This window comes from Bacillus stercoris (assembly GCF_029772985.1).
GTDB classification, from domain to species: domain Bacteria; phylum Bacillota; class Bacilli; order Bacillales; family Bacillaceae; genus Bacillus; species Bacillus stercoris.
On record NZ_CP121861.1, the window covers coordinates 3,085,101 to 3,110,812 of the forward strand.

32 protein-coding genes, 1 pseudogene and 2 riboswitches are annotated in these 25,712 nt (G+C 45.5%); of the genes and pseudogenes, 12 read left to right on the forward strand and 21 right to left on the reverse strand.

The genetic code is table 11. From position 1 onward, the window contains the following. Positions 1-62: 62 nt before the first annotated feature. Positions 63-608, forward strand: a complete 546-nt coding sequence (locus tag QA442_RS16085; protein WP_095432602.1) for a GNAT family N-acetyltransferase — start codon at positions 63-65, stop codon at positions 606-608. A 226-nt stretch (positions 609-834) separates the two neighbouring features. Here the strand turns inward: QA442_RS16085 and metC are convergent, their stop codons facing one another. Together metC and metI are read right to left on the reverse strand one after the other, a co-directional pair. Then, entirely contained in the window at positions 835-2,007 is a 1,173-nt protein-coding gene (gene metC, locus QA442_RS16090) for a cystathionine beta-lyase (RefSeq protein ID WP_014663568.1), read from the reverse strand. Further along, complete coding sequence (gene metI / locus QA442_RS16095; protein ID WP_095432768.1) at positions 2,000-3,121, reverse strand: cystathionine gamma-synthase/O-acetylhomoserine thiolyase; 1,122 nt, start codon at positions 3,119-3,121, stop codon at positions 2,000-2,002. The genes metC and metI overlap by 8 nt, the downstream gene beginning before the upstream one ends. 67 nt (positions 3,122-3,188) lie before the next feature. Then, positions 3,189-3,309, reverse strand: a riboswitch (SAM riboswitch). A gap of 167 nt (positions 3,310-3,476) precedes the next feature. On the opposite strand from metI, the gene QA442_RS16100 reads away from it, so the two are divergent. From QA442_RS16100 to QA442_RS16110, 3 genes are read left to right on the forward strand one after another with little or no spacing between them, the layout of a single operon-like run. Further along, positions 3,477-4,199: an esterase family protein gene (locus QA442_RS16100; RefSeq protein ID WP_095432603.1), complete on the forward strand. Its 723-nt coding sequence runs from the start codon at positions 3,477-3,479 to the stop codon at positions 4,197-4,199. A gap of 36 nt (positions 4,200-4,235) precedes the next feature. Further along, positions 4,236-4,751 (forward strand): YjcG family protein, encoded by a 516-nt coding sequence (locus QA442_RS16105; RefSeq protein ID WP_095432604.1) that lies wholly within the window; start codon positions 4,236-4,238, stop codon positions 4,749-4,751. A 3-nt stretch (positions 4,752-4,754) separates the two neighbouring features. Next, complete coding sequence (locus tag QA442_RS16110) at positions 4,755-5,177, forward strand: GNAT family N-acetyltransferase (RefSeq protein WP_095432605.1); 423 nt, start codon at positions 4,755-4,757, stop codon at positions 5,175-5,177. Between the two features lie 71 nt (positions 5,178-5,248). On the opposite strand, the gene QA442_RS16115 is transcribed toward QA442_RS16110, so the two are convergent. Continuing rightward, a complete protein-coding gene (locus QA442_RS16115) occupies positions 5,249-5,503 on the reverse strand; it encodes a hypothetical protein (protein ID WP_040083429.1) in 255 nt (84 codons plus the stop codon). Between the two features lie 116 nt (positions 5,504-5,619). Between QA442_RS16115 and QA442_RS16120 the strand changes: the two genes are divergently transcribed. Further along, entirely contained in the window at positions 5,620-7,899 is a 2,280-nt protein-coding gene (locus tag QA442_RS16120; protein WP_141237731.1) for an ATP-dependent helicase, read from the forward strand. Between the two features lie 73 nt (positions 7,900-7,972). On the opposite strand, the gene spoVIF is transcribed toward QA442_RS16120, so the two are convergent. The 4 genes from spoVIF to yjcA form a co-directional block, all read right to left on the reverse strand. Beyond that, complete coding sequence (spoVIF, locus tag QA442_RS16125; RefSeq protein WP_014479471.1) at positions 7,973-8,227, reverse strand: sporulation-specific transcription regulator SpoVIF; 255 nt, start codon at positions 8,225-8,227, stop codon at positions 7,973-7,975. A gap of 132 nt (positions 8,228-8,359) precedes the next feature. Beyond that, the gene (locus tag QA442_RS16130; protein WP_095432606.1) at positions 8,360-8,509 is read right to left on the reverse strand and encodes a YjcZ family sporulation protein; all 150 of its coding nucleotides are present in this window, start codon (positions 8,507-8,509) and stop codon (positions 8,360-8,362) included. 81 nt (positions 8,510-8,590) lie between these two features. Next, entirely contained in the window at positions 8,591-8,797 is a 207-nt protein-coding gene (locus QA442_RS16135) for a hypothetical protein (RefSeq protein ID WP_103748907.1), read from the reverse strand. A 280-nt stretch (positions 8,798-9,077) separates the two neighbouring features. Beyond that, on the reverse strand, positions 9,078-9,434 hold the full coding sequence (gene yjcA / locus QA442_RS16140; RefSeq protein WP_095432608.1) for a sporulation protein YjcA: 357 nt from the start codon (positions 9,432-9,434) through the stop codon (positions 9,078-9,080). Positions 9,435-9,593: 159 nt separating this feature from the next. Between yjcA and cotV the strand changes: the two genes are divergently transcribed. The 5 genes from cotV (at position 9,594) to cotZ (ending at position 12,169) form a co-directional block, all read left to right on the forward strand. Further along, complete coding sequence (gene cotV / locus QA442_RS16145; RefSeq protein WP_095432609.1) at positions 9,594-9,980, forward strand: spore coat protein CotV; 387 nt, start codon at positions 9,594-9,596, stop codon at positions 9,978-9,980. Positions 9,981-10,021: 41 nt separating this feature from the next. After that, positions 10,022-10,345 carry a spore coat protein CotW gene (cotW, locus tag QA442_RS16150; protein WP_095432610.1) on the forward strand — a complete coding sequence of 108 codons (324 nt, stop codon included), beginning with the start codon at positions 10,022-10,024 and terminating at the stop codon, positions 10,343-10,345. 94 nt (positions 10,346-10,439) lie between these two features. Further along, complete coding sequence (gene cotX, locus QA442_RS16155) at positions 10,440-10,949, forward strand: spore coat protein CotX (protein ID WP_095432611.1); 510 nt, start codon at positions 10,440-10,442, stop codon at positions 10,947-10,949. Between the two features lie 151 nt (positions 10,950-11,100). Then, positions 11,101-11,589 (forward strand): spore coat protein CotY, encoded by a 489-nt coding sequence (cotY, locus tag QA442_RS16160; RefSeq protein WP_014479465.1) that lies wholly within the window; start codon positions 11,101-11,103, stop codon positions 11,587-11,589. Between the two features lie 127 nt (positions 11,590-11,716). After that, positions 11,717-12,169 carry a spore coat protein CotZ gene (cotZ, locus tag QA442_RS16165; RefSeq protein ID WP_040083433.1) on the forward strand — a complete coding sequence of 151 codons (453 nt, stop codon included), beginning with the start codon at positions 11,717-11,719 and terminating at the stop codon, positions 12,167-12,169. Positions 12,170-12,266: 97 nt separating this feature from the next. Here cotZ and cotO read toward each other — a convergent pair whose 3' ends face one another. The 10 genes and pseudogenes from cotO to QA442_RS16215 all read right to left on the reverse strand — a co-directional run bounded on the left by cotO (position 12,267) and on the right by QA442_RS16215 (position 21,257). After that, positions 12,267-12,950, reverse strand: coding sequence for a spore coat protein CotO (cotO, locus tag QA442_RS16170; protein WP_095432612.1), 684 nt, complete (start codon positions 12,948-12,950; stop codon positions 12,267-12,269). A 100-nt stretch (positions 12,951-13,050) separates the two neighbouring features. Next, positions 13,051-13,825: pseudogene (gene fabI, locus QA442_RS16175) on the reverse strand (enoyl-ACP reductase FabI). A gap of 135 nt (positions 13,826-13,960) precedes the next feature. Then, positions 13,961-14,776: a bifunctional hydroxymethylpyrimidine kinase/phosphomethylpyrimidine kinase gene (thiD, locus tag QA442_RS16180; protein WP_095432613.1), complete on the reverse strand. Its 816-nt coding sequence runs from the start codon at positions 14,774-14,776 to the stop codon at positions 13,961-13,963. Positions 14,777-14,793: 17 nt separating this feature from the next. Next, positions 14,794-15,804 (reverse strand): thiazole biosynthesis adenylyltransferase ThiF, encoded by a 1,011-nt coding sequence (thiF, locus tag QA442_RS16185; protein ID WP_095432614.1) that lies wholly within the window; start codon positions 15,802-15,804, stop codon positions 14,794-14,796. Beyond that, positions 15,801-16,571, reverse strand: a complete 771-nt coding sequence (gene thiG, locus QA442_RS16190; protein ID WP_095432615.1) for a thiazole synthase — start codon at positions 16,569-16,571, stop codon at positions 15,801-15,803. The genes thiF and thiG overlap by 4 nt, the downstream gene beginning before the upstream one ends. After that, positions 16,568-16,768 carry a sulfur carrier protein ThiS gene (gene thiS / locus QA442_RS16195; RefSeq protein WP_015252345.1) on the reverse strand — a complete coding sequence of 67 codons (201 nt, stop codon included), beginning with the start codon at positions 16,766-16,768 and terminating at the stop codon, positions 16,568-16,570. Before thiS ends, thiG begins: the two co-directional genes overlap by 4 nt. Continuing rightward, positions 16,768-17,877 (reverse strand): glycine oxidase ThiO, encoded by a 1,110-nt coding sequence (thiO, locus tag QA442_RS16200; RefSeq protein ID WP_095432616.1) that lies wholly within the window; start codon positions 17,875-17,877, stop codon positions 16,768-16,770. The genes thiS and thiO overlap by 1 nt, the downstream gene beginning before the upstream one ends. Next, a complete protein-coding gene (tenI, locus tag QA442_RS16205) occupies positions 17,861-18,478 on the reverse strand; it encodes a thiazole tautomerase TenI (RefSeq protein ID WP_095432617.1) in 618 nt (205 codons plus the stop codon). The genes thiO and tenI overlap by 17 nt, the downstream gene beginning before the upstream one ends. Further along, positions 18,453-19,163 carry a thiaminase II gene (gene tenA / locus QA442_RS16210; protein ID WP_095432618.1) on the reverse strand — a complete coding sequence of 237 codons (711 nt, stop codon included), beginning with the start codon at positions 19,161-19,163 and terminating at the stop codon, positions 18,453-18,455. The genes tenI and tenA overlap by 26 nt, the downstream gene beginning before the upstream one ends. A 79-nt stretch (positions 19,164-19,242) precedes the next feature. Further along, a riboswitch (TPP riboswitch) is annotated at positions 19,243-19,351 on the reverse strand. A gap of 61 nt (positions 19,352-19,412) precedes the next feature. After that, complete coding sequence (locus QA442_RS16215; RefSeq protein WP_014663543.1) at positions 19,413-21,257, reverse strand: monovalent cation:proton antiporter family protein; 1,845 nt, start codon at positions 21,255-21,257, stop codon at positions 19,413-19,415. A gap of 234 nt (positions 21,258-21,491) precedes the next feature. Here QA442_RS16215 and prpE point away from each other — a divergent pair, with 234 nt between their 5' ends. Then, a complete protein-coding gene (gene prpE, locus QA442_RS16220) occupies positions 21,492-22,226 on the forward strand; it encodes a bis(5'-nucleosyl)-tetraphosphatase PrpE (RefSeq protein WP_095432619.1) in 735 nt (244 codons plus the stop codon). 12 nt (positions 22,227-22,238) lie between these two features. Here the strand turns inward: prpE and QA442_RS16225 are convergent, their stop codons facing one another. From QA442_RS16225 to QA442_RS16240, 4 genes are read right to left on the reverse strand one after another with little or no spacing between them, the layout of a single operon-like run. Continuing rightward, entirely contained in the window at positions 22,239-23,138 is a 900-nt protein-coding gene (locus QA442_RS16225) for an RluA family pseudouridine synthase (RefSeq protein WP_176465955.1), read from the reverse strand. A gap of 14 nt (positions 23,139-23,152) precedes the next feature. Further along, positions 23,153-23,953: an NAD kinase gene (locus tag QA442_RS16230; protein WP_003232918.1), complete on the reverse strand. Its 801-nt coding sequence runs from the start codon at positions 23,951-23,953 to the stop codon at positions 23,153-23,155. Between the two features lie 18 nt (positions 23,954-23,971). Continuing rightward, positions 23,972-24,607: a GTP diphosphokinase gene (gene yjbM / locus QA442_RS16235; RefSeq protein WP_003245294.1), complete on the reverse strand. Its 636-nt coding sequence runs from the start codon at positions 24,605-24,607 to the stop codon at positions 23,972-23,974. A gap of 28 nt (positions 24,608-24,635) precedes the next feature. After that, positions 24,636-25,004: a UPF0738 family protein gene (locus tag QA442_RS16240; protein WP_071582219.1), complete on the reverse strand. Its 369-nt coding sequence runs from the start codon at positions 25,002-25,004 to the stop codon at positions 24,636-24,638. Positions 25,005-25,127: 123 nt separating this feature from the next. On the opposite strand from QA442_RS16240, the gene QA442_RS16245 reads away from it, so the two are divergent. Further along, positions 25,128-25,700, forward strand: coding sequence for a CYTH domain-containing protein (locus QA442_RS16245; protein ID WP_014663539.1), 573 nt, complete (start codon positions 25,128-25,130; stop codon positions 25,698-25,700). The last annotated feature ends 12 nt before the right edge of the window (positions 25,701-25,712 follow it).

Sequence of the window (25,712 nt, forward strand, 5' to 3'; positions counted from 1 at the left end):
TATTTGCATTTCCCTGAGAATAATGTAAGAGGAATCTGACATGAGAACGGAGAGGTCACTGTATGCTAAAAGGAAAAACCATTTATGTTAGACCTTTAGAAGTAACGGATGCCGAAGAAAATCTGCGGCTGCAAAGCGAAAATCGAGATTTCTTCGAACAGTTTTCTATGATACGCGCAGACGATTATTATACGGTTGAGGGGCAAAGAAAACGAATAACTGAGTATCAGCAAAGACTTGAGAAAGATGAAGAATATCATTTTGGCATTTTTACAGTGTCAAACGAAAGATTAATCGGAACGGTTTCACTCTTTCAGATCCTCCGCGGATCGCTGCAAACTGCGTTCGTCGGGTATTTTTTAGACAAGGTTCATAACGGAAAGGGAATTATGACAGAGGCTGTCAGATTGGTTGTTGATTATGCGTTCCGCGAATTGAGACTTCATCGAATTGAAGCCGGTGTGATGCCCCGTAATCTCGGGTCCATGCGTGTTTTAGAAAAAGCGGGATTTCATAAAGAAGGCATCGCCCGAAAAAACGTAAAAATTAATGGCGTTTGGGAGGATCATCAAGTCCTCGCGGTTTTGAATCCTGATGATGAACAATAAAAGAAGCCGGGCCATCCCCGGCTTCTCAGCGTGTCGACGAACCCTCGCATTCGTTGTCAGTCCTGCGCGTTAGTGCTCACGAATTATAACATTCGCTCCGCTCCAATGCTCGTTCTTCCTAGACTTCAAAGGTTTTCAATCACGCTGAAAAGATGACAAAATCCTAAAACAGAAACCGTTTTAGGACTTTGTCTACAATCTGAGAAGCCGGGCCACCGGCTTCTTTTTAACGAACCGCCACTGGTGCAATTTCTTTCAGCGCTTGTTCGAAATCGTGCTCTAAATCGTCTGCATGTTCGACTCCCACACTAAGACGGAGCAGGCCATCAGTAATGCCGCGTTTTTCACGCTCTTCCTTAGGCATTGCCGCGTGAGACATCGTTGCCGGATAAGACAAAATCGATTCCACTGCGCCAAGGCTGACAGCGAAGACCGGAAGTGACACATTCTCGACTAATTTCTTAACGGCCTCTTTGCTTTCAAGCTCAAAAGATAGCACTGCGCCCGCTCCCTTCGACTGGCTTTTATGGGTTTCAGCGCCGGGATGATCAGACAGTCCCGGATAATACACGCGCTTGACCGCCGGATGCTTCTGGAAAAACTCCGCAAGCCGCTGGGCTGTTTGGCTCGCTTTCTCTAAACGGACCTGTAATGTTTTTAATCCGCGCAGGACAAGCCAGCAATCCTGAACGCCAAGGACGGCGCCGAACGCGTTTTGCAGCTTATACAGCTGCTTCCCAAGCTCTTCATCCTTGACAGCAGCCAAACCTGAGAGCACATCGCTGTGTCCGCTTAAGAACTTGGTTGCGCTGTGAAGCACAATATCTACACCGAGATCAAGCGGACGCTGCAGTGCCGGCGTCATAAATGTATTGTCCAGAAAGGTCAGGCAGCCATTTTCTTTTGCAAGCTGAACAACTGCTTTAATATCCGTAATCCCAAGTGTCGGATTTGATGGTGTTTCCATATAAATGACCTTTGTGTTCGGCTTGATATTCCGCGCCACTTCATTACGATCCGTCATGTCGACAAACGTATGCTCAATGCCAAACCGAGTCAGCACCTCTGTCACCATACGGAAGGTTCCGCCGTATACATCTTCTGTCACAAGAACGTGATCACCCTGTGACAGCAGTAAAAAGGCTGTTGAGATGGCAGCCATGCCTGAACTGAAAGCAAATCCCCTTGTTCCGCCTTCCAGTGCGGCAATTGTTTCTTCAAGAGCTGTTCTTGTCGGCGTGCCAGAGCGGCTGTAATCAAATGCGCCGAATTCTTCAAATGAAGATTGATGAAAGGTCGAGGCGTGCTGAATCGGCACACTGACCGCCCCGGTTGCGCCGTCTGTTTTAAATGGATTATGCACGAGCTGGGTTTCCAGCGTCCAATTGTGATTACTCAAATGAAACAGCTCCCTCTTTGACCTGAGATAATGCCTGTTTTAGGTCCTCTTTTAAATCTTCCGCATGTTCAATTCCGACAGAAAAGCGCAGCAATCGATTGCAGACCCCGTTTGCGATACGGATCTCTTCAGGAATATCCATGTGCGTCTGGGTCGCAGGGTATGTAATGAAGCTTTCCACCCCGCCGAGGCTTTCTGCAAAACAAATGGTCTTCAGCGCTTTTAAAAATGGGTTGACCCACTCTTCTTTTTGCAGACGGAAGGACAGCATGCCGCCTTTTTCGGGATACAGCACATCTGAAATTTCTTCCTGCTCCTCCAAAAACGCCGCAAGCTCCTGCGCGTTTGCCTGATGCTGGCGCATTCTTAGGCTCAGCGTCTTCATTCCTCTCATCAAAAGCCACGAATCAAATGGCGGCAGGACGGCGCCGATCGCATTTTGATGCTGAAACATTTCCTCTCCGAGCTGCTCATCCTTTACCACGACAAGTCCCGCAAGCAGATCGTTATGCCCGCCTAAATACTTTGTTGCGCTGTGAATGACAATGTCTGCCCCCAGTTCAAGCGGACGCTGCAAGACCGGTGTATAAAATGTATTATCTACGATCAGCAGAAGACCGTGCTCCTTTGTAATCCGGGCAATACGTTCAATGTCCGCCTCCTGCATGAGCGGATTTGTCGGCGTTTCCACAAACACGGCTTTTGTATTCGGCGTCAGCTTAGAGCGTAAACAGTCCTCATCGCTAAAATCATCATAATGAAAGGTCAATCCATATTTTTTCCATTCATTTTCAAACAGACGGTACGTGCCGCCATATAAGTCCGATGAAACGATCAGTTCATCTCCGCTTTTAAACAGCGCCATAATCGTTTGGATAGCAGCCATTCCCGAACTAAAGGCAAGCCCTCTTGCGCCGTTTTCTAAGTTAGCGATCGCGTCCTCAACAAGCTGGCGTGTCGGATTTTTTGTGCGGACATAATCAAATCCGGTTGATTCTCCGATCCCTCTGTGGCGGTATGCTGTTGATAAATAAATAGGAGCACTCACTGTTCCCGTGACTTCATCGCTACGGTTCCCAATTTGAGCTAATTTCGTTTCAACGTGCTGTGACATATAGCTGACACCTTCCCTTTTCAAAATAAAAACCCCTTCTTCATAAGAAGAAGGGGTTTAACGCTTCTTCTTATCTTCCAAGCATAAAAAACGCTTGCTGGATTTAGCACCTTGGCGCTTTGCACATGCAAAACAAGCCGGTTGCTGAGGTTTCTAAGGGCCAGTCCCTCCACCTCTCACGATAAGAAATATCGATTTCAATTTTCTGATTGTTTTATATTAGCGCAATTCACAGTTTATTTCAACACTTTTTTCTTCGTGTGCCGAACCGTTTAAAGAGAGAAATTTCTAATAATTCATGGTACAATAATTGAAAATGCAAGAAAGTATAGTGATGTCCTGGAGGAATGTTTTTATGGCACCAAAAAACGGCACAGTGCAAGAAAAGAAATTCTTTTCAAAAGAGCTTAATGAGGAAATGACCTTACTTGTTTATCTGCCGTCCAACTACTCCCCGCTTTATAAATACCATGTCATTATCGCGCAGGACGGCCACGATTATTTCAGGCTGGGGAGAATCGGCAGACAGGCCGAGGAATTGCTGTCAAAACACGAAATAGACCGGAGCATTATTATCGGTGTTCCTTATAAGGATGTAAAAGAGCGCAGAAACACCTACCATCCGGAGGGTTCAAAATTTTCGGCGTATAAACGGTTCATCGCCCATGAGCTCGTTCCTTTTGCAGATGATGAGTATCCAACCTATCAGGTCGGTTACGGCCGAACGCTGATCGGTGATTCGCTCGGAGCAACCGTGTCACTTATGACAGCGCTTGATTATCCGAATATGTTTGGCAACATCATCATGCAGTCTCCCTATGTTGACAAACATGTGCTAGAAGCCGTGAAACAGTCTGACGATATCAAACACCTCTCTATTTATCACCAAATCGGAACAAAAGAAACTGACGTCCACACGACAGACGGGAACATTCTGGACTTTACAGAACCGAATCAGGAGCTGAAACAGCTGCTGGAGAAGAAGCTTTCCGATTATGATTTTGAGCCATTTGACGGAGACCACAAATGGACATACTGGCAGCCGCTCATCACCCCGGCGCTGAAAAAAATGCTTTAACACTCTATCATACTTTATTTCCAGGAGGGACATAATATGAAATATGGAATCGTTTTATTTCCATCAAAAAAGCTCCAAGACCTTGCAAACTCTTACAGAAAGCGCTATGACCCAAGCTACTCTCTGATCCCGCCACATTTGACGCTGAGAGCATCGTTTGAATGTGCGGAGGAGAAAGCGGATCAGCTCGTATCGCATTTGAGAAACATCGCAAAAGAGTCCCACCCAGTCGTTCTCAAATTGACAAAATACAGCTCATTTGCGCCTGTCAATAATGTCATTTATATTAAAGCAGAGCCGACGGATGAGTTAAAAACACTCAATGAAAAGCTATACACCGGTGTGTTGGCCGGCGAACAGGAATATAATTTCGTTCCGCATGTGACGGTCGGCCAAAATCTTTCCGACGATGAGCATTCAGATGTGCTGGGACAATTAAAAATGCAGGAAGTGTCGCATGAAGAAATTGTTGACCGTTTCCACTTGCTTTACCAGCTGGAAAACGGATCGTGGACAGTTTACGAAACCTTCTTGTTAGGCAGAGGAGAATAATGTTTGGAAGCAGTGATCGCAAAAAATGAAGAACAACTGAAAGATGCTTTTTATGTAAGAGAAGAAGTCTTTGTCAAAGAACAAAACGTGCCTGCTGAAGAAGAAATTGACGAACTTGAAAATGAATCGGAACATATCGTCGTGTATGATGGTGAAAAGCCTGTCGGCGCCGGAAGATGGCGTTTGAAGGACGGCTACGGCAAGTTAGAGCGCATTTGCGTATTGAAAAGCCACCGCTCAGCCGGTGTCGGCGGCATCATTATGAAGGCGCTCGAAAAAGCCGCTTCAGACGGCGGCGCTTCCGGTTTCATTTTAAACGCGCAAACACAGGCTGTGCCGTTTTACAAGAAATACGGGTATCGCGTGCTTTCCGAAAAAGAATTCCTCGATGCCGGCATTCCTCACTTACAAATGATGAAAGACTAAACAGCATCCGGGTCTATTAAGATCCGGATTTTTCCGCATATAAAAAACCGTTCTCTCGTATGAACGGTTTTTTATACATATCGATTAATATATGTGCCCATTCCTTTTTCTCGCAATCTCTTATAAAGAGAGCGCTTACGTTTTGCCTCGTTTACTTTTCTTTCAGCAGCCGTTTGATTCTCCTGCTGTTTTTCAAGTTCTTTGTATACCCGCTGAAACGGGACATAGCTGATTTTTTCGGTTCCGGCATAATCCTGCTTATGTCCAATCGTTCTATTAGCATATTGAGCGTATTGCTGGTTTTGAATGTGACCTGCATATATCATACGATACCCACCCCTCTGCTGTCTCTTTTCCCTTAAACTTACTTTTTGAAACACATTTCTTTTGATATGATAGTCATTGTCTGTAATGAACACCTTTTGATTGGGAGGACCCCTTTTTGAAATGCGCCCGACTGAATGATCGAATTATACATTTACATACATATTCGAGAGAACATTATCAATTCCTCTTTGAAGAAGGAATAAAAGGACATTTATTTTGTTCTCATTGCGGAAATCCCGTTTTGTTACGGCTTAACATCGCCGATCCGCCAAAGTTTATCCATCGCCAGCCAGGCGATTTCCCGGCATGTGAGGAGGCGTGCGCTCCGAAGCCCGCCAAAGAGGAAAAAAAAGAAGATGATCAGGAATCTGGTGTCATTCGTTTGCCAAAGGGAAAAGCGATCGCCGCTGACTCGTCCCCGGCTGTCACGGAATGGCACCGTCCAAGAAGCATTAAACCAGGAACACCATTTGTTCCAAAAACAATAGAACCCAATACGAGCCTTTTTCCGTCTGTCGGTTTAAACACGGATCAGCTGAAAGCTGTCACGGAAACAGAAGGCCCGCTGCTTGTGCTTGCAGGTGCGGGGAGCGGAAAAACACGCGTGCTGACAGCCCGTGCCGCCCACATGATCGAACACTTGGGCATACCGCCGGAAAACATGCTGCTTGTCACCTTTACAACAAAAGCTGTCGCTGAAATGAAAGAGCGTATGGCGAACCAGTACGGATTACAGCAGGCAAAAGTCAGAAGACTTGTCACAGGAACATTCCACAGTCTGTTTTATAAAATCTTATATCATTATGATTCTGCTAAATGGAACGGTGAGCATCTGCTGAAAATGGAGTGGCAGCGGGAACAATATATCAAAAAAGCACTCTATGAGGAGGGCATCGATGAGAAAGAGTTCCCAGTTGACCAAGCTCTGCAGCAGATCGGTTTTTGGAAAAACACTTATGTCCCAAATGAACGCATCCCTCTAAAAGATGAGTGGGAAAAACAAGTTTATCGTTTATATGAACATTATGAACGCCAGAAAAAAGAACATAGCCAATTTGATTTTGATGACATGGCTTCAGCCTGCTATGAATTGTTTATCGAGCGGCCTGACCTTCTGGAACAATATCAATCTCGGTTTACGTATATCTTAATCGATGAGTTTCAGGACATTAATCCGGTTCAATACAAAATCATGCAAATGCTCGCCAGCCCGGAGCAAAACCTGTGCTGTGTCGGAGACGATGACCAGTCCATCTACGCGTTTCGCGGCAGCAATCCGTCTTTCATTCTTGATTTCCAAAAGGATTATCCCGGAGCGAAGACGATCTATTTAACTGCGAACTACAGATCTACGCATCCGATCGTCTCTAGTGCTGACATCGTCGTGAAAAAGAACAAAAACAGGTATGCCAAAACGCTTGAAGCCGCTCGTGATGACATTCAGGTCCCTGTGCTTTTTTATCCTTACGACGAAGAGGAAGAAGCCACAATGGTCGTTTCCGATATCAAAGAAAAAATTCAAAACGGCGCCAGTCCAGAAGACTTTGCGGTTCTTTACCGCACAAACAGCGGGGGCCGCGCTATCTATGAAAGGCTTCATCAATCGTCAATTCCGTATACAGCTGACCGCGGCGTCCAATCGTTTTATAGCAGACGGATCGTCCGTCAGATTCTCGCCTACTTGTATGCAAGCCAAAATGAGGATGACACTGAAGCGATTAAGCACTTGCTTCCCGCCTTGTTTTTAAAGCAGTCCGCTTTGAATACGCTGAAGGCGCTCTCGATTACCGAAGACTGCTCGATGATTCAAGCGCTGGCCAAACTGCCTGATCTGAAGCCGTTTCAGCTTGACAAAATCAAGAAAATCGTACCGTTTTTCGCAAGCCTGCGCACGATGAAGCCTGTAGAAGCCATCACCTTTGCAGAAGGAAAAATGGGCTTCTCCGAGTATCTAAAAAAACGGGGCAATGAGGGCAACAAGCTAGAAAAAGGCTCCGATGACCTGCGTGATATCAAGGTCGTCGCCAAGAAGTTCAAAACGATTCCTGACTTTCTTGCCCACGTGGATCATATGAGGGCCGCTGAGAAAAACAGAACGGATGAACATGGCGTTCAGCTGATGACCATTCACCGGTCAAAAGGCCTTGAATTCAAAACAGTCTACGTGTTAGGCACTGTAGACGGCTCAATTCCGCACGATTTCTCATTAGAAACGGCAAGAAAAGGAGACGAGGCCGCTCTTGAGGAGGAAAGACGCCTTTTATATGTAGCGATGACACGGGCGAAACAGCATTTATATTTGTCTTGCCCCGCAAACAGGCGCGGCAAAACAGCCAACCGCTCAAGATTTTTGTATCCCCTGCTACAGAAAGCAAGACAGCCCTTGCATCATTAACAGCCCGGCAGATTACTGCCGGGTTTTTACCGTAAAAAAAGGCCTGCTGCAGTGAATCAGCCAGGCCATCTGCTTATTTATTATCCATCATTTTAGAAATCGTGCCAAAATCAAGCTTTTCTTTTCCGCTTGTAATAGATTCCACGATTTTATCTTCTAATTCTTTTGGCACGCGTCTGTTTGCCAGCTGCGCTACGCGGTTAATGACACTGCGCACTGTATTTTCATCTTTAAAATTAGCGTTTTGGAGTGATCCGGCAAGATTCATTACATCCTGCATCTTCACACCTGTTTTCTTTTCGATATTCTTAAAAAATTGATTATCCATAATGCGCCTCCTTTTGGCGGAGTAATACGGTATTGTATGAATGCACATAATACAATGTGCTTTTCCAACATTTTTAAAAATAAACACAAGGCAAGGAAGTACGGGTTATAACCCGTACTTCCTCAATACATCTTAAAAGAAAGATGCACCTACGATGATGAGGAGAATGAATAATACGACCAACAAAACAAATGTTGAACCATAGCCGCCGCCGTAACCGCCGGCATAGCCACCGTAGCCGCCGCAGCAGCCACCACCACCGAATCCGTATCCAAAGCCCATAGATAAGCACCTCCTTTACTCTCTATACACTATGTGAGCTGCTTGGATTGGCTTGGATATTCGCATAGGGCGTTTGCGGATTTACGATTGATCATATTGAGCTTGATGTTTTTTAAGTAAGGCCTCTGTTTTTTCAGCCAACGCTTCAATCTCATCTTCAAATTCCAGACCTGCTTTATCAAATGCATCCAAGTCTTTTCTGATGCTGCCCATCGTGTCTTCATGCTCTTTTTGCTTTTGTTCGTGCGGTTCATACCTTCCTTCTATCCATTTTTCAAACTCATTCACTTTGATCCCCCCGCTTATGATATATGCCGGTTGCGGCCGCCCTGTTAAAAAACAAAAAACCGGAGTTCTCCGGTTTCTTTGCCAGGCTATTGAGGCTTTTTCTTTTTATTTCCGCACCCGCAGCCCTTCTTTTTTATCTTTTTTGATTGATACGACGAATCTGTATATGGAGATTTTTGGGAAGGTTTATTATATTGATTCATTTTTGCTCCCTTCCTTTCCTTATGTCATATATGCTACTTTATGCGTATCCTGACGGAAAGTTGCTGGTGGGAATGCCTCATTCCTGCAGCCATTTTGATACAAGCGTTTCTATGATGCCGGCAAGGCCCGCGATCGCCAAAAGTAAAATCAGCCACTGCGCTGCTTGCGGGATCAACGCCTGGCATAAAATCAAAAAGCCGGCGCACCATACGCCTGTGCACCAATAGCAGCTCAGCAATTCCCCTATAAACGCCCTGAGACCAGTTCCTTTAATCACGATATAGGTTTCAATGTTCCCGTCCGCATCCTTTTCCTCCTTCTCTTCATGAAACAGACTGCGAAGCGGCGCCATAATCGTGTCAAACACCAGCAGGCGAGCAAGCCGAAAGACCGCAAGCGAAAGAAGAGCAATTGTCAGTCCATTAATAACCACTCGTTCACTCCTTTGCCAATCATGATCCCTTCACATATATGCGAAAACCCTATTCTTCATGAATTGTATCTTGTCCGGAGGAAAATTGGTTATTTTTATTATTCCGCTCTGCACCCCATTTGCATTATATAGAGTATGGATAAGAAAGGAGTGAAGGTTATGTCATTTGAAGAAAAAATCGAATCCCTGCACCCTGCAATATTTGAGCAATTATCAAGCGAATTCGAGCAGCAGATCGAAGTGATTGATTGCGAAAATATCACAATAGATACGTCACATATAACATCTGCCCTTTCTATACAAGCCTTTGTGACAACCATGATTATCGTGGCGACTCAGCTCATTATCGCCGACGAGGATTTGGCTGACGCAGTGGCAAGTGAGATTCTTATTCTCGATAGCTCACAAATTAAAAAAAGAACCATCATTAAAATTATCAACAGCCGAAATATCAAAATTACTTTGTCTGCTGACGAGATAATAACCTTTGTACAAATCTTGCTTCAGGTGTTAAATAGCATTCTCAGTGAACTAGACGTCCTTTAACCCTTTCTTTTTCACAAACTTATAAGACGAGGTGAAAACAAATGTCAGATAATGACAAATTAAAAGAAGAGCTTGCGAAGCTTCCAGAAGTTGATCCAATGACGAAATTGCTGGTCCAAAATATATTTTCTAAACATGGTGTGACGAAAGACAAAATGAAAAAAGTATCAGACGAAGAAAAAGAAATGCTCTTGAATCTTGTAAAAGACTTACAAGCTAAATCACAAGCGCTAATAGAAAACCAAAAGAAGAAAAAAGAAGAAGCAGCCATGCAAGAGCAAAAGAACGAAAAACCGCTAAGCCGCAGAGAGCAGCTCATTGAACAGCTCAGACAAAGACGGCAAAACAATAACAATTCAAATTAATCATAAAAAATAGGGAACTTCATCAGGATATATGCCTCAGTCAAAGTAAGAGGCTCGCTCATTTAATAACAGTAAAAGAAAAGGAGGAATAGATATGGAAAGCAGACCATACTCTTGGGTTGCACTTGATCCTGACTGTGACCATCCATTAGAGCACAAAGAGAAAGAAAAAGAAGAAAGAAAATGCAATTGTGATATTTGCTGCAATAACAATGGGTTTGGCAATGACAACGCCTTTATCGACCAAGATCTAGCCCAGGCAAATCTCAACAAACAAGTCTCCGATGAGACAATTATTATTAGAGATTCTTGTGACATCAACGTTTCATCTACAGACGTTCAAGCCGTAACATCAGTTGTAACAGCACTTAATGCCGCAGTCGTAACGGCTACTCTGACATCCATTGCAGACGGCGTAATTGCCGAATTAGTCGCACAAGATTTGTTACAGCTTACAGCTAACAAACAAGTAAACCGCCAAAAACTTCTCATCGAATGCTCCCGCGGCGTAAACGTCACAACAGTAGATGCTGATATCGCAACCCTTATCTCTACAGCAACAAATACCCTCGTAGCCATCCTAGTTATCACTCTTGTCCTCTAGGACCTAAAAGCAGAGCCAAAAACGCTCTGCTTTTTCTTATTTTCCAAGCATATGATGAATATATAGACGTTCACCCACACCAAGTGGGGCACGGGTACATATGTTGTTAAGGACTAAAGTCAAATACCCTATAAAGAAGGAGCTGAAATCAATGAGCTGCGGAAAAACCCATGGCCGGCATGAGAACTGTGTATGCGATGCAGTGGAAAAGATTTTAGCAGAGCAGGAGGCAGTTGAGGAACAGTGTCCGACTGGCTGCTATACAAACCTTTTGAATCCGACAATTGCAGGTAAAGACACAATTCCGTTTCTCTTGTTTGATAAAAAAGGCGGATTGTTCTCCACATTCGGAAACGTGGGGGGATTTGTGGATGATATGCAATGCTTTGAGTCCATTTTCTTCCGCGTTGAAAAATTATGTGATTGCTGTGCAACCCTGTCGATTCTACGCCCGGTCGATGTTAAAGGCGATACCTTAAGTGTTTGCCACCCTTGCGACCCGGATTTCTTCGGGCTTGAAAAAACGGATTTCTGCATTGAAGTGGATCTTGGATGCTTCTGTGCCATTCAGTGCCTGTCGCCAGAGTTAGTTGACAGAACTTCGCCTCATAAGGATAAAAAGCATCATCACAATGGATAAACACTTGTAAAGAGGAATCCCCTTCCAAACTCTATTACGGGTGTAAATCATTCAGCTGCTTCCAGCGTGAGGCAGCTGACTCTCCATCATTTCGCCAGTCTCAAATTTATAAGGCAGGAGGGATAATATGAGCCAGAAAACATCATGCTGCGTGCGTGAAGCAATAGAAAATATTGAAGAACTGCAAAACGCTGTTGAAGAGGATTGCCCGACAAGCTGCCATTCAAAGCTTTTGTCACCAACCCATTCGCTAGGCGATACAGTGCCTTTCGTGCTATTTACATCAAAATCAAATCCTTTGGTCGCTTTCGGAAATGTCGGCGAACTCGATAACGGCCCTTGCTTTAATACAGTATTTTTCAGAGTAGAAAAAGTTCATGACAGCTGCGCAACTCTGTCATTATTAATCGCATTCGACGAACACAAACACATTTTGGACTTCACCGATAAGGATACGGTTTGTGAAGTGTTCAGACTTGAAAAAACGAACTACTGTATTGAAGTAGACTTAGACTGCTTCTGCGCAGTCAACTGCTTAAATCCTCGATTAATCAATCGTACACATCATCATCATCATTAATCATAAGCTGGAAAAGCTTGCAGGCCTGCAGGCTTTTCTCTATGGAAAAAAGCTGCCCGGGAACATCAGCCGGGCAGCTTTTTTCTTTTCATTTTCATTAAAATCCGAGCGGGTGCAAAGAGGTAATATCATCGATTGCCAGCTCGGTCGGGGCTCCGTTTCCGGTTGTTCGAAGCAGGACGGAATCATTCCTTCTTCCGACAATCACGCCTCTGTACGTTCTTCCATTGGCTTCAATCAAGCAAAGCGCTCTCGGCATGTTATGAGGCAGCTTTGTTAAAAAGTCAATTTTTTCGTGGATCGTCATCTTGCTCATCGGTTTTTTCACTTTTCGTGCTGACGGTGCTTTCTCCTCCGCTTTATCAGCACTATGGACAGCTTCCGGTTCTTTTTCAGGCTTCCTGGCCTCAAGTGCAGGCTCTTCCTTTTTTTCTGCTTTCGGGGGCTCGTGTTCGACGGTTTCTTCTACGGCCTGCGGCTCTGCTTTCTCCTCCAGCTGGTTCTTTATATTCTCTGGCTCCCTCACCTCTTGTGTTTGCTGACTCACTGGTTCGGCTGCAGGCTTTTGGTCTGCTTGCAGGACATCCTGTGCCACGGCTTCCTCCTGCTGCTTCTCAAGGTAAGCCGGCTTTTCCTCAGCTTTTGGCGGAGCGGGTTTGTCGGCCTTTCTTTTGATGACAATCTCCTGCATGGATGATCTTGTGGTTTCTGCATAATCCGGCTGAACAATATACATGAGCGGTTTTTTATCCGCGTTTCTTTTCTTATTAGACATCTTCATCCCTCCGATTGTGTCATATTCTATCTATATGACAGAAAGCTGAAAATCAGAAGAAATAAAAAAGCAATCCCTATTCGGGATTGCTTGATATAGATCCTGCTTAGCGGGCAGTGATATGGAAACCTGAATCAACGTGAAGATTTTCACCTGTAATCCCGCGGGACATATCGCTGAACAAGAACGCAGCTGTATCGCCCACTTCTTCAGGTGTTGTCGTGCGGCGAAGCGGCGCACGCTCTTCGATATCTTTTAAAATGGAGTTGAAATCGCTGATGCCTTTAGCAGATAATGTTCTGATCGGACCGAGAAATGCTGTTAACGCGGATATTTTCTTTTCCTAAGTCAGCAGCTAAGTATTTCACACTTGCATCAAGAGAAGCTTTCGCTACACCCATAACGTTGTAATTTGGCATCACAAGCTCTCCGCCAAGGTACGTCAAAGTGACAATGCTGCCGCCTTCAGTCATCATTGGACGTGCCGCTTTAACAACAGCAGTCAGAGAATATGAGCTGATGTTATGAGCCAAAAGGAAGCCGTCACGATTTGTGTTTAAGTATTCGCCGACAAGCTCTTCTTTGTTGGCAAACGCGATACAATGCGCGATACCGTGGATTACACCGACCTGCTCCTTAATGCTTGCGAAGCAAGTTTCGATTTCTGCGTCGTTTGTTACATCGCAAGGAAGGATGATGGAATCGTTGCGTTCTAACGTTCCGGCAAGCTCATGAACAGATTTCTCCAAGCGTTCGCCTGCATATGTGAAAATCAAACGTGCACCCGCTTCATGCAAGGAGCGCGCAATGCCCCACGCGATACTGCGTTTGTTGGCTACCCCCATCACAACAATGTTGCGGCCTTCAAGTGAAAAATTCATATGTATAAAGCCTCCTATATTTAATAAAGACATAGTATTAGTACCTGATCTTAATTCCTATCATATCATAACCTTGTCCAGATGAAAAGCGCATACCGTAGCAAATGCGAAAGAGATCACCATCAGCTGGTGATCTCATCGGCTTGTTTTTAAGCTGTTTCGTTTAAAAGCGAAATGGTTTGTCGGCCCGTGTCCCGATCCGATGCCGAGCGTATTTTCCACCGCTTCGCGGACAAAGTTGGCCGCAACCTCAAATGCCTGATGGATGCTGTCTCCTTTAGCCGTTTGGGCCGCTAGAGCCGCAGCAAAGGTGCAGCCTGTGCCATGCGTATGCTTCGTATCAATATATGGATGGGTGATTTGCATAAACATGCTGCCATCAAAAAGAAGGTCAGTAATGTGATTGTCCTCAGGCTGGTGCCCGCCTTTGATAATGACATGCTCCGCACCCATCTTGACGAGCTGCTCCGCTGCTTTTTTCCGGTCATCCAGCGAGCTGATTGTCATTCCTGTCAGCGTTTCTGCTTCCGGGACATTCGGCGTAATCGCGTAGCTTCTTGGAATGAGCAATTCCTTTAAGGTGGCAACTGATTCATCATGCAGCAAGGATGCACCGCCCTTTGCGATCATAACCGGATCAACAATTACACGATTGAATCCGTACTCGTCAATTTTTCTCGCCACTTCTTCAATCATGTCGGCATTCCAGAGCATTCCCGTTTTTACTGCGTCCGGTCTTAAATCCTCAGCAACAGCATCAATTTGCTGTCTCAGCGCCTCTACAGTCAGCGGATGCACCCCATGGACCCCAAGCGTATTTTGAGCGGTTACCGCCGTAATTGCAGACATTCCGAATACATCAAGCTCTTGAAAGGTTTTAATATCTGCCTGTATCCCTGCGCCGCCGCCTGAATCGGATCCGGCAATTGTCAATGCTTTATATATACTCATTACCTACACTCCTTTTATTACCCGATCCATTTATGATAAATGGATTTTGCCCGGGCAATATCATTCGTTCCATGGATCAAAGCTCTTCCGTCCCGGAACAGCACCATTTTCATATCATCCGAGCGGCAGGAAATCAAATACGGGTTCGCGGCTACTTCAAGCCCGGCCTGCCTCAGCTGACCGGCAAGCACTTCAAGATCCGCTTCTTTTGTAATGGATGATCTGATCTGCACCGTGTTCCTGCCGCACAATACAGCCGCTTTTGTTTGGTTTTCATATGACAAAAACGGAAAATCCCTTGTGCCGCAGCTTGGGCATGCGTCATGTTTGAGACTCGTCACACTCACTTCTGACCGCTCGTTTTTCCACAAGTCAAAGGAGCGCAGCACCGGCTCACATTCCTCTCCTGCTAGCAGCTTCAGCGCATCTGTTACCTGAAAGACTGCTACCTGCAAAACAGCCGGACTGATGATGCCGGCTGTGTCACACGTTGCTCCGCCAATCGGAAGTGTATCGAGCAAGCAATGCAGGCAAGGGGTAGATTCCGGCACCACGGTAAAGGTGAGGCCATAGCTCCCTACACAGGCACCGTAAAGAAAAGGAATCCCTTCTTTTACCGCAGCATCATTTACGATCAGGCGGGTTTCAAAATTATCAGCCGCATCCACAATAATCGAAGCACCCTTAATCAGTTCGATGACATTTTCCGCTGTCACATCCATGACAAGGCCAGTCACATCGACATCGCTGTTAATCGAACGGAGACGATGCTCCGCAGCGGCTGCTTTCGGCATTTCTTTTTTGACGTCATCCTCTGTATAAAGCTGCTGGCGCTGGAGGTTGCTCCATTCCACATAATCTCTGTCGGCAATTTTCACAGAGCCGACTCCCGCCCTCACCAGCATTTCTGCACTTGCTGTTCCGAGTGCGCCGGCGCCGATAATCACGGCGCGCGCTTCCTTCAATTTTTTCTGGCCGGATGGGCCGATCGGAGCAAACAGCTCCTGCCTGGAATACCTGTCCGTCATACAGGAAGACCTTCTCCCGGACTGCTTGCCGTTCCGTATTGCTTAAGCGGGATTCGGCCCGCCTCATAAGAAAGGCGTCCTGCTTCCACCGCGAGCTTCATGGCACGAGCCATTTTCACAGGATCGTATGCGCCTGATACAGCCGTATTGAGAAGCACGCCATCCGCTCCAAGCTCCATTGCATATGCCGCATCTTTAGGCGATCCTATCCCCGCATCCACGATGACAGGCACTTTCGCCTGTTCAATAATAAATGACAGATTCAAAGGATTTAAGATTCCTTGTCCCGATCCAATCGGAGATGCACCCGGCATGATGGCATGAACGCCAAGCTCTTCCAGTTTTCTCGCCAGCACAACGTCATCCGACGTGTACGGGAGGACAATAAAGCCCTCTTCAAGAAGCTGTTCAGACGCTTTTAATGTTTCAACAGGGTCAGGCAGCAAGGAACGGCTGCATCCGATGACTTCAACTTTAATCATGTCACAAAGGCCTGACGCTTTCGCCAGCCTTGCAATCCGAACCGCTTCTTCAGCAGTGCTGGCGCCCGCTGTATTCGGCAAAAGCGTATATTGGGATAAATCAAGCTGTTCCAAAAAATTCGGCTGAGATGCTTCAAAAATGTTCATTCTCCGCACAGCAAATGTTAAAATATCAGACTCGGAAACAGCTACTGCTTCCTTTTGAGTTTCAAACGATGGGTATTTCCCCGTGCCCAGCAGCAACCTTGATTGAAATGTTTTTCCGCCAATTGTTAACATGCTCATCCGCCTCCTACAAAATGGACAATTTCAATGACATCGCGATCACAAAGCTCAACCTCGTGATAACGTTCTTTCCCAATTATTTCTTTATTTCTTTCCACGATAACGATTTTATTTTCGAGCTGATAAGACGCCAGCAGGTCTTGAATTGTACCTGCGTCTTTTTCCCACTTCACGTCTTTACCGTTCAGCTGTAGCATCATATCTGAACCGCCTCCTTGCGATCAATTCGGAATGCGTGCAGCCAGTCTTGGTTGACCTCTTTATTCATGATGAGATCACTGATCAAAGCGCCAGTTGCAGGAGCAAGCAGGATCCCATTTCTGAAATGGCCCGCCGCAAATAAAATACGGCTGTCCTCAGGATGTCTGCCGATGTACGGTTTTCCATCCTTTGTTCCCGGCCGGAGTCCCGCCCAAAAACGATCCACCTTCATATTTTGTATAGCCGGCAGCATGGTTTTCGCTTTTTTCATAACCGACTCCAATCCGCCAAGATCAGGTGTTTCACTCCAGTCCCCAGGCTTCATTGTCGCGCCGACAACAAGTCTGCCGCTTTTTCTCGGTACGATATAGCAATGGTCATGATAAAGCGTTTTTGTCAGCGGGATATCATCATTCCAAACGGACAGGCACTCCCCTTTTACAGGAAAAAATGTGTTGTTCAGCCCGAGCTGTTTAAAAAACACCCCGCTCCACACCCCGCTGGCAACGACAACATGATTAGCCCATACATCTCCGCTCGGGGTCTTGATGGACAGAGCTTCACCGTCACGTTCGACATGCAGGACAGGCGTATGCTCAAAAATCTCCGCCCCAAGCGCTTTCGCTGCTTTCGCATATGCCTTGCAAACGTAATAAGGCTCAACATGCACATCATCCTGGATAAAAGATGCACCCAAGATGTCACCAGACGCATGCGGCTCTTTTTCTAAAACCTCTTCTTTTGTATACCAGGTGACAGAGTCCAAATCGTCCATCTGTCTCAGCCTCAGCACATCTTCTTCAGAAAATGCAAGCTTAAACATACCGCCGTTATGCTGCCTGATGTCCACACCGGATAATGCATAAAGCTCTTCTTCCAGACCTTTGTACAGACGCTGGCTGTGCATAGCGAAATCAAAAAACGCGTCACGTTCCTCGCATTCGGCATGGGCGCCCAGCATTCCGGCAGCGGCACTTGTCGTTCTGCCGCCCATTGTTCCGCTTTCAAATAATGCGATGCTTTTGTTTTCCTTTGCCAAATGATAAGCAATCGCGGAACCGATAATTCCGCCTCCAATCACCACTGCTTCATAATGCCTTTTCATAGCGCATCTCCTTTAGCTTGCGGGAATATCGTCTGGCTGCTTCCAAGGGCTCAGCGGCAGAGAAAATTCCTGACATGACAGCGATGCCGTCCGCCCCTGCTTGTTTTACGTCTCTTACCCTTTCCGGTGTCATCCCCCCGATGGCTATGACCGGGATGGAAATCCGCTGTTTGATATCTGACAGCAAAGACACCCCTCTGCCTTCAAGGCCCTTTTTGCAATCCGTTTCAAACACATGGCCGAACAGCACGTAGTCGGCGTCTTCCTTTTCTGCTTGAACCGCTTCCTCCAGTGAATGCACCGACCTCCCGATATGAAGGTGTGGAAACCTGGCTCTGACCTGCTTCGGTGAAAAGCTGGTGCTTGGCAGCTGTACGCGATGAATAGTAGAAAAAAGTGCAATATCCACGCGCCCGTTCATCACCAGTTTTCGTTTATCTATACCGCCTTTAAAAATAAGCTCGAGCAGTTTCAAAATATCCGCCGCCGATTTTGAGCGTTCACGAATATGAATAAAATCAACTTCATTCTGAATCGTAATGATGGTTCTCGCTAACTCTTCTACCGGCTTGCTGTCATCCGTTATGGCGTGAAGCTCCACATTCCTCCACCTCTTTTATGGCGCTGTCAGACCAGCCTTCTTTTCGATAGGCCATTCCCCAAAATTGATATTCATAGTAGCTGGAGATGACAAAATTCTCTTTCATCTGTGCACGCACTTCCTCCGTGCTGTTTTCCGCCAGCTCATCAAAGCGGTTGATTTGCTCCTCGACCTGTTGTCTAAACCAGTCACCGCCGTACGTCCCAATCCACTTTTGATAAATCGGATGCCCTGGATCGCAATGCAGCAATTTCTCACCAACCTCGTAATAAAGCCAGTAGCATGGCAGCAGGGCCGCTAAGATTTCTGCGAAATTCCCGCTCAAAACCGAACGGTACATATGGGATGTATAAGAGTACGCCGTAGGAGACGGCTTAAACGCCTTACGCTCTTCCTCGCTAATTTCCAACAGCTCGGCAAACTCGCGATGAAGCGCCATTTCCGCCTCATATGTACCTTGGGCATGGCTTGCCATCCGCCCCGTTGTATAAAGGTCCTTCGCATAAGCAGCGCCAAATGACTGCACCTTTGCAAAATGCGTTAAGTAATAGGAATCCTGAAGCACATAGTATTTAAAACGGTCAATCGGAAGCGTTCCGTCACCGATTCCTTGAACGAACGGATGGACAAAGCTCCCCTCCCACCATTCTGCGGCTGCGCTGCGACATTCTTCTGAAAACTTCACAAATCATTCCCCCTCTGATAAATAAAAAAACCACTTTCCCGCAAGGAAAAGTGGTTTGGAATTGGCATAGTAAAATAACACAAATACCGCTCCACTTCCCTACGCAGGTCTGAACCTGTTCAAGTTATGAGGGTCTAAAAGTCACACTTTTATCTCAGCCCTTATGAAGGACACCCCTAGTGGTTAAACGAATACATATTGAATTGTTCTGCACCTCTATATTAACACGAATCCTTATTTGGTCAAGATTTATCCTTCCAATGTTTTCTTAAGATCCGTTACATATCCCCGAGATCCGGTGACAATTAAGCGGTCTCCAAGTTTCAGCCTTGTATCCCCATGAGGAACGATGCTGTCTACACCTCTGAAAATCCTGACAAAGATGACGTCGCCGGTTAAAGGGAATTCCCGTAATATCACACCGTCGTATTTACTGTTCTCCATATTAATTTGATACAGGGAAGACTCCTGGTTCGTGAGCAGCTTCATGACGCCAGGCGCTTCAATCAGAGCGCGGAGCAGCGTTTTTGTCGACAGCAGAATAGAAAAGATGCTGATTCCCTGCTCCTTCAGAACTGCTTCATGCTCCGGTGATCCTACGCTTGCAATGACTCTTTCTGTGCCTTTTTCTTTTGCAAGTAATGCAATGTCTGCATTCATATCTTCATTCCCGGTCGCCACAACGAGGATATCCGTTTCAAAAATGCCGAGTGATTCAAGCGTCTCGTGTTCATAGTCAGAAATTGTTTCAACAGCAAACACTGATTCCGACAGCTTTTCCTCTGCATTCTCTTGGTAGACGTGCACAACACGCACGTCATACTCTTCCTCTGGCAATTCAAGTGTGACAGGCAAAGTCATTTGATTGGCGCCGATGAACGTAATCGTCTTTTTCTCCTCCGGCTGCTCTTCCCGTTTGTACAACTTTTTAAAACAGATCGGCGTAAAAATACTTGCGATGACAGCTACTAAAATGAGCGCTCCTGACATATTTGCGCTGATCACGTGAAGCTGCTGGCCGATTGTTGCAGCGGCAATCACGAGCGAAAGCGTTGATGTCAGCAGGAAACCGGACGCGAAAATGGTTCGGTTATCATACCACTTCTTTAGGTACATGACAGGAATGATTTTGCTCACTAACAGCGCCAGAAGCAGAAGCGGGATCATGATTAAAATTGTTTTATCCTGGAAAAGAGTCCAAATATCAAGCTTCACACCGACCATCACGAAGAAAATCGGTATTAAGAACCCATAACCGAATGAGTCTAGCTGCTGAACAAGTTCTTTGTTTGGCGAAAGCAGGGAAACAAGAACCCCCGCTAAGAAAGCGCCGAGAATATTTTCCGCCCCAAGTGATTCAGACAGGGCAACGAGTACAATAATTAACGTAAAAATGGCACGCGTCCCAATCTGGATCGTCCCTTTTGACATGGATTGAACAAAAGAGCGATGTTTGAAGACCCTGCCAAAAAAGTAAAGCACCACTCCGGCCGCAAACAGGATCATCAGGAGCCACATGTTTCCGCTGTCCTCTCCGTATAAAGAAGAAAAAACAGCAAGAAGAATCATCGTAGCCAAATCAGCAATAACAGCAACGAGCAAAATAATCTGCCCGATATTCGAATTCATGATCCGTTCTTCTTTTAATGTTGGAACGACAACGCCTAACGAAATCGTTGAAATAATCAGGGTCATCAAAAATGCATTTTGAATAAAACCCGCCAAGACGAAGCCATAGGACAGCAGCAATGATAAAATAAAAATACCGACGAAAATAATAGATGCCGCAGCAAACGTATTAGGCGCTTCCTTACCGTTCGGCAGGAGCTGCTTTTTCTTCCCTTTCTCAAAAGATGAAAAATCAATTTCAAGCCCGCTTAAAAACATTAAAAAGATAAATCCGAGCATAGAGAGTGTTTGGAGCCAGGTGTCACCCTCCACAACTAAATTAAGGCCGCTTTTCCCAATAATCAGCCCCATAATGATTTCAGCAACAACAACCGGGATGCTGAGTTTAAACCGATGCAAAAGGATGGGTGTCAAAAATGCAACGATAAGTACAACAACTAAAGATGCGACAGATGTATGCGCCATAATCAGAACCTCCTTTTTTAGTCAGGGTTATGCTAGTTCTCAATCAAAGAACAAAACCTCATTTTTAAAAAACATAACGCGATTTTAACAAGGGTTATGATGAAAAATAAAGTGATAAGCTCTTAATCCTGTTTAGAAAATGATTCTTCTTCTATAATTTGCACATAAAAGCTTGTGATGACTCACAACACTTTGCTTCATAATAAATAAAACAATCGGTAAGGAGGATACCGCATGGTTTACGATATCATCAGCGATATTCATGGCTGCTATGACGAAATGACTGCATTAATCCAAAAGCTTGGTTATACAATCAAAAATGGAGTACCTGTCCACGAAGAAGGCAGGGTGCTTGTTTTTGCCGGAGATTTAACTGACAGAGGGCCCAAATCGATAGAGGTCATCCGATTTGTAGCCAGCGCTTACGAAAAAGGTGCTGTACGTTATGTCCCGGGAAACCATTGCAATAAGCTGTACCGCTACTTAAAAGGCAATCCGGTAAAAGTGATGCATGGTCTCGAAACAACAGCGGCAGAGCTTGAGGAACTTTCCAAGGATGAGAGAAAATCAGTCAGCGAACAGTTTATGAAGCTGTACGAAACAGCGCCGCTTTACGACATCTTACATAATGGAGAATTGGTTGTCGCCCATGCTGGCATAAGAGCTGACGATATTGGCAAATATACCCGCAGAGTGAAGGACTTTGTGCTTTACGGTGATGTGACAGGTGAAACATATCCGGACGGCAGACCCGTCAGGCGTGATTGGGCGGCAGCCTATAACGGGAAGGCTTGGGTGGTATACGGCCATACACCAGTGAAAGAGCCTTGGAAGGTTAATCGCACCATCAACATTGATACAGGCTGCGTGTTCGGAAATAAATTGACAGGCTTTCGCTTTCCAGAAATAGAAACCGTCTCTGTTCCAAGCTCCCTGCCTTACGACGAATCAAGATTTCGTCCCATATAAAAAAGGAGAGAATCAATGATTCTCTCCTTTTATCAGTTTTCTCATATCCTGAGGCAATGAAGCATGAAACGTCATGTTCTCCTGTGTCAGCGGATGGATAAACGAAAGATGCTCGCTGTGCAGAGCCTGCCGGCCAATGTCCCGTCTCGTTCCGCCGTACAGTGTGTCGCCGCACAACGGGTGCCCGAGATAGCTCATATGAACACGAATTTGATGGGTTCGTCCAGTCTCAAGCTGCAACGTCACCGAGCTCATATCGTCATGTGCACATGTGACATAAAAATGCGTAACAGCCTTCTGGCCGTCTGGCGTTACCGTCCGTTCAATTATACTGTCAGGATGTCTGCCGATCGCGGCATCGACTGTTCCCTCCATCTGCGCCATCCGCCCATGAACCACTGCTGCATACCGGCGTTTCACGAGTCCGTTTTTTTGCGCTGACGATAAAATGGAGTGGGCAAATCGATGCTTGGCAACAAGCATGACTCCCGATGTATCCCGGTCTAGCCGGGTGACAAGATGAACTGTCGCCCTCACTCCGTTTTTTTGATAATGATGAATAATTCCATTGGCAATGCTGCCGGAGGGGTGCTCTCTCGAAGGGATTGATGACACATACGGCTGCTTGTTTATCACAAGCACATGTTCATCCTCATAAAGAATATCGAGCGGAACAGGCTCTGCCAGCAGCGTCTCGCTCACCTGTTCCTCAGGAAACTTCACGATAAGAAGATCTCCCTCTTTCAAAATGGCTTTAACCGTCACATGCTCGCCGTTGATCAGCAGGTCTCCCCCGCCAAACTTAATATCGGTCAGCAGACGTTTTGAAATTCCGAGTTCACCGGCATATTCTTTTACAGTCATCCCGTCCTCGGCGGAAGTAATGTACTTTCTGATATAAAAATGCTCCACGATACGTCCTCTTTCTATTCACCTTTTCCAATAAACGAATCCTGGACTCTTTTCCAAAATGGAAACGGACGGAATCTCGCAAACCGCACTTTTTCGGATGCAACCTGGCAGCGGATCGACTTCACATCCTTATGAAGAAGGGTTAAATGGTCAATCGTCACTTGAAAGTCAACTTCGTTTCTCGGCTTAATCATGCAATCATGATGGGATGGGAGAAGCAGAGGTGATCCGACCGTACGGAACACGCGGTTATTAATAGATGCCATTTCCGCAAGCTGGATCGCCCTGATAGACGGATGGATTATCGCTCCGCCCAGCGCCTTATTGTAGGCTGTGCTGCCTGATGGCGTTGACAGGCAGAGGCCGTCGCCCCGGAAGGTTTCAAAGAGCTGCCCCTTGATTTCCACATCAGCAACAAGGCTTCCTTCTATGCTTTTAATCGTACATTCATTCAAGGCTAAGTATCTTTCTTCCCGCTCGTTTTCGTGATAGGTCACAATGACTTCGAGAAGCGGATATTCGACAGTATGATACGGCGTTTTCGCAATTGCGAGAACAAGTTTTTCAATTTCATGAGGAACCCAGTCGGCATAAAACCCCAGATGACCTGTGTGAACACCGACAAATGCTGTTTTGTCCAAGCGGTCGCTGTATCTGTGAAAAGCATACAAAAGCGTTCCGTCGCCTCCGACCGAAATAACGATTTCCGGTTCATTTTCATCCAGTTCCATATCAAAATCCAATAAATACGCCTGTATTTTGCTTTTCAGCGTATCAGAAACTTGATCTCCTTTTGATGATACGGCAAATTTCATGCTCTTCTTCCCCTTTACCTATTGTTGCTCGCTTCCTTTTTTCTTTCTTGAAAAGGCAGCTTGAGCTTCCTGTACTTCACCCCTGATCTCCGACATCTCTTCGTCAAGCCGGGAAGCCGCTTCAGAAGCGCGCTGAAGCCTTAGTTTCACTTTTTCAGGAATGTTTCCGCTGTATTTATAATTCAATGAATGCTCAATGGTCGCCCAAAAATTCATCGCCAGTGTTCGGATCTGTATTTCCACGAGAACATGCTTTTCCCCGGACACCGTCTGCAAAGGATATAGTACAACAAGATGATAAGACCGGTATCCGCTCTCTTTATGTTCCGCAATATAATCCCTCTGATCCACAACGGTGAAATCTTTTCTGGCAAAAAGCATCTCTTTTACGATTTGGATGTCATCGACAAATTGGCACATGATTCTAAGGCCAGCGATATCCTGCATGGTTTCAATTTCATGCAGCGGTATGCTTTTCCGTCTCGCTTTTTCAAGTATGCTTGCCACAGGCTTGACGCGTCCGGTCACAAATTCGATCGGTGAATGGTCGTCCTCGTATTCATATAGTGTGCGGATCCCCTTGAGCTTCACTTTCAACTCTTCGACAGCCTGGCGGTACGGCACTAAAAAACGCTCCCATTGTTTGTCATCCATCATACATCCCCCAATTCCGAACCAGTTTCTATAAAAACACGCGTTTCACTTTTTCTTCCATCTCTTCTCCATAGTTTGCGTTATCTTTTATATTTTCTAAAAGATATTCCAGCTCCTCATGCAGGCCTGCCAGTTCAATCGTTTGGTCTCCTGCCTCTAATAAGACCGGTATTTTTTGTGCATGGGCCTGCTTCAATTCCGGCCATACATGTTCCTTTATAATGACATATTCAAAAGAATCAGCTAATTCAATTATGTATACAAAAGCAAAGTGGTCAGAATCAACAAGCATTTGACCTGACGGCTTGCGTGCTGCTTCGTCTCCTTCTGTCTGACAGGCAAGGCGAAGCTGATCATCCGATAATGTTGCGTTCAAAATTTCGATTCTGTTTTGCATAATGCTCTCCTTTTTAAACAAAGTTCAGATTCATTTTATCATATCAAGCTCGATATTGATAAACCAAACATCTAAAGAGATAATAGTAAAAATAAGATTTACAGGGCGGAAAGGAAGATCATCATGACCCAAGAAATTGAAATCGAATTTAAAAATATGCTGACCAAACAAGAATTCAAAAACATAACAGCGGCACTCCAGCTGACAGAAAAAGATTTTACAGATCAAAAGAATCATTATTTTGATACAGACAGCTTTGCGCTGAAACAAAAACATGCAGCGCTTCGTATCCGCAGAAAAAACGGAAAGTATGTCCTTACATTAAAAGAGCCGGCTGATGTGGGGCTTCTGGAAACGCACCAGCAGCTTTCAGAGGTATCAGATCTAGCTGCATTTTCAGTTCCCGAGGGCCCTGTGAAGGACCAGCTGCACAAGCTTCAGATCGATACGGATGCCATTCGATACTTTGGATCTTTAGCAACAAACCGAGCGGAAAAAGAAACAGAAAAAGGCTTAATAGTTTTAGACCACAGCCGATATTTAAATAAAGAGGACTATGAAATTGAATTTGAGGCGGCGGATTGGCATGAGGGCAGACAAGCCTTCGAGAAGCTGCTTCAGCAATTCAGCATTCCTCAGCGCGAAACCAAAAATAAAATTCTGCGTTTTTATGAAGAAAAACGAAAGTCTATATAAGGTGGAATGACA

What these genes read in the sequence shown, in the direction of transcription:
- cotX (WP_095432611.1), top strand. Translation starts at nt 10,440, where the DNA reads ATGGAAAGCAGACCATACTCTTGGGTTGCACTTGATCCTGACTGTGAC.
- thiD (WP_095432613.1), bottom strand. Translation starts at nt 14,776, where the DNA reads ATGAGTATATATAAAGCATTGACAATTGCCGGATCCGATTCAGGCGGC.
- cotV (WP_095432609.1), top strand. Translation starts at nt 9,594, where the DNA reads ATGTCATTTGAAGAAAAAATCGAATCCCTGCACCCTGCAATATTTGAG.
- QA442_RS16085 (WP_095432602.1), top strand. Translation starts at nt 63, where the DNA reads ATGCTAAAAGGAAAAACCATTTATGTTAGACCTTTAGAAGTAACGGAT.
- thiS (WP_015252345.1), bottom strand. Translation starts at nt 16,768, where the DNA reads ATGCTACAGCTGAACGGTAAAGACGTGAAGTGGGAAAAAGACGCAGGT.
- QA442_RS16115 (WP_040083429.1), bottom strand. Translation starts at nt 5,503, where the DNA reads ATGATATATGCAGGTCACATTCAAAACCAGCAATACGCTCAATATGCT.
- cotY (WP_014479465.1), top strand. Translation starts at nt 11,101, where the DNA reads ATGAGCTGCGGAAAAACCCATGGCCGGCATGAGAACTGTGTATGCGAT.
- QA442_RS16130 (WP_095432606.1), bottom strand. Translation starts at nt 8,509, where the DNA reads ATGGGCTTTGGATACGGATTCGGTGGTGGTGGCTGCTGCGGCGGCTAC.
- cotO (WP_095432612.1), bottom strand. Translation starts at nt 12,950, where the DNA reads ATGAAGATGTCTAATAAGAAAAGAAACGCGGATAAAAAACCGCTCATG.
- QA442_RS16100 (WP_095432603.1), top strand. Translation starts at nt 3,477, where the DNA reads ATGGCACCAAAAAACGGCACAGTGCAAGAAAAGAAATTCTTTTCAAAA.
- yjbM (WP_003245294.1), bottom strand. Translation starts at nt 24,607, where the DNA reads ATGGATGACAAACAATGGGAGCGTTTTTTAGTGCCGTACCGCCAGGCT.
- QA442_RS16215 (WP_014663543.1), bottom strand. Translation starts at nt 21,257, where the DNA reads ATGGCGCATACATCTGTCGCATCTTTAGTTGTTGTACTTATCGTTGCA.
- QA442_RS16105 (WP_095432604.1), top strand. Translation starts at nt 4,236, where the DNA reads ATGAAATATGGAATCGTTTTATTTCCATCAAAAAAGCTCCAAGACCTT.
- spoVIF (WP_014479471.1), bottom strand. Translation starts at nt 8,227, where the DNA reads ATGGATAATCAATTTTTTAAGAATATCGAAAAGAAAACAGGTGTGAAG.
- metI (WP_095432768.1), bottom strand. Translation starts at nt 3,121, where the DNA reads ATGTCACAGCACGTTGAAACGAAATTAGCTCAAATTGGGAACCGTAGC.
- cotZ (WP_040083433.1), top strand. Translation starts at nt 11,717, where the DNA reads ATGAGCCAGAAAACATCATGCTGCGTGCGTGAAGCAATAGAAAATATT.
- QA442_RS16230 (WP_003232918.1), bottom strand. Translation starts at nt 23,953, where the DNA reads ATGAAATTTGCCGTATCATCAAAAGGAGATCAAGTTTCTGATACGCTG.
- QA442_RS16245 (WP_014663539.1), top strand. Translation starts at nt 25,128, where the DNA reads ATGACCCAAGAAATTGAAATCGAATTTAAAAATATGCTGACCAAACAA.
- QA442_RS16240 (WP_071582219.1), bottom strand. Translation starts at nt 25,004, where the DNA reads ATGCAAAACAGAATCGAAATTTTGAACGCAACATTATCGGATGATCAG.
- thiF (WP_095432614.1), bottom strand. Translation starts at nt 15,804, where the DNA reads ATGACGGACAGGTATTCCAGGCAGGAGCTGTTTGCTCCGATCGGCCCA.
- thiO (WP_095432616.1), bottom strand. Translation starts at nt 17,877, where the DNA reads ATGAAAAGGCATTATGAAGCAGTGGTGATTGGAGGCGGAATTATCGGT.
- cotW (WP_095432610.1), top strand. Translation starts at nt 10,022, where the DNA reads ATGTCAGATAATGACAAATTAAAAGAAGAGCTTGCGAAGCTTCCAGAA.
- thiG (WP_095432615.1), bottom strand. Translation starts at nt 16,571, where the DNA reads ATGAGCATGTTAACAATTGGCGGAAAAACATTTCAATCAAGGTTGCTG.
- prpE (WP_095432619.1), top strand. Translation starts at nt 21,492, where the DNA reads ATGGTTTACGATATCATCAGCGATATTCATGGCTGCTATGACGAAATG.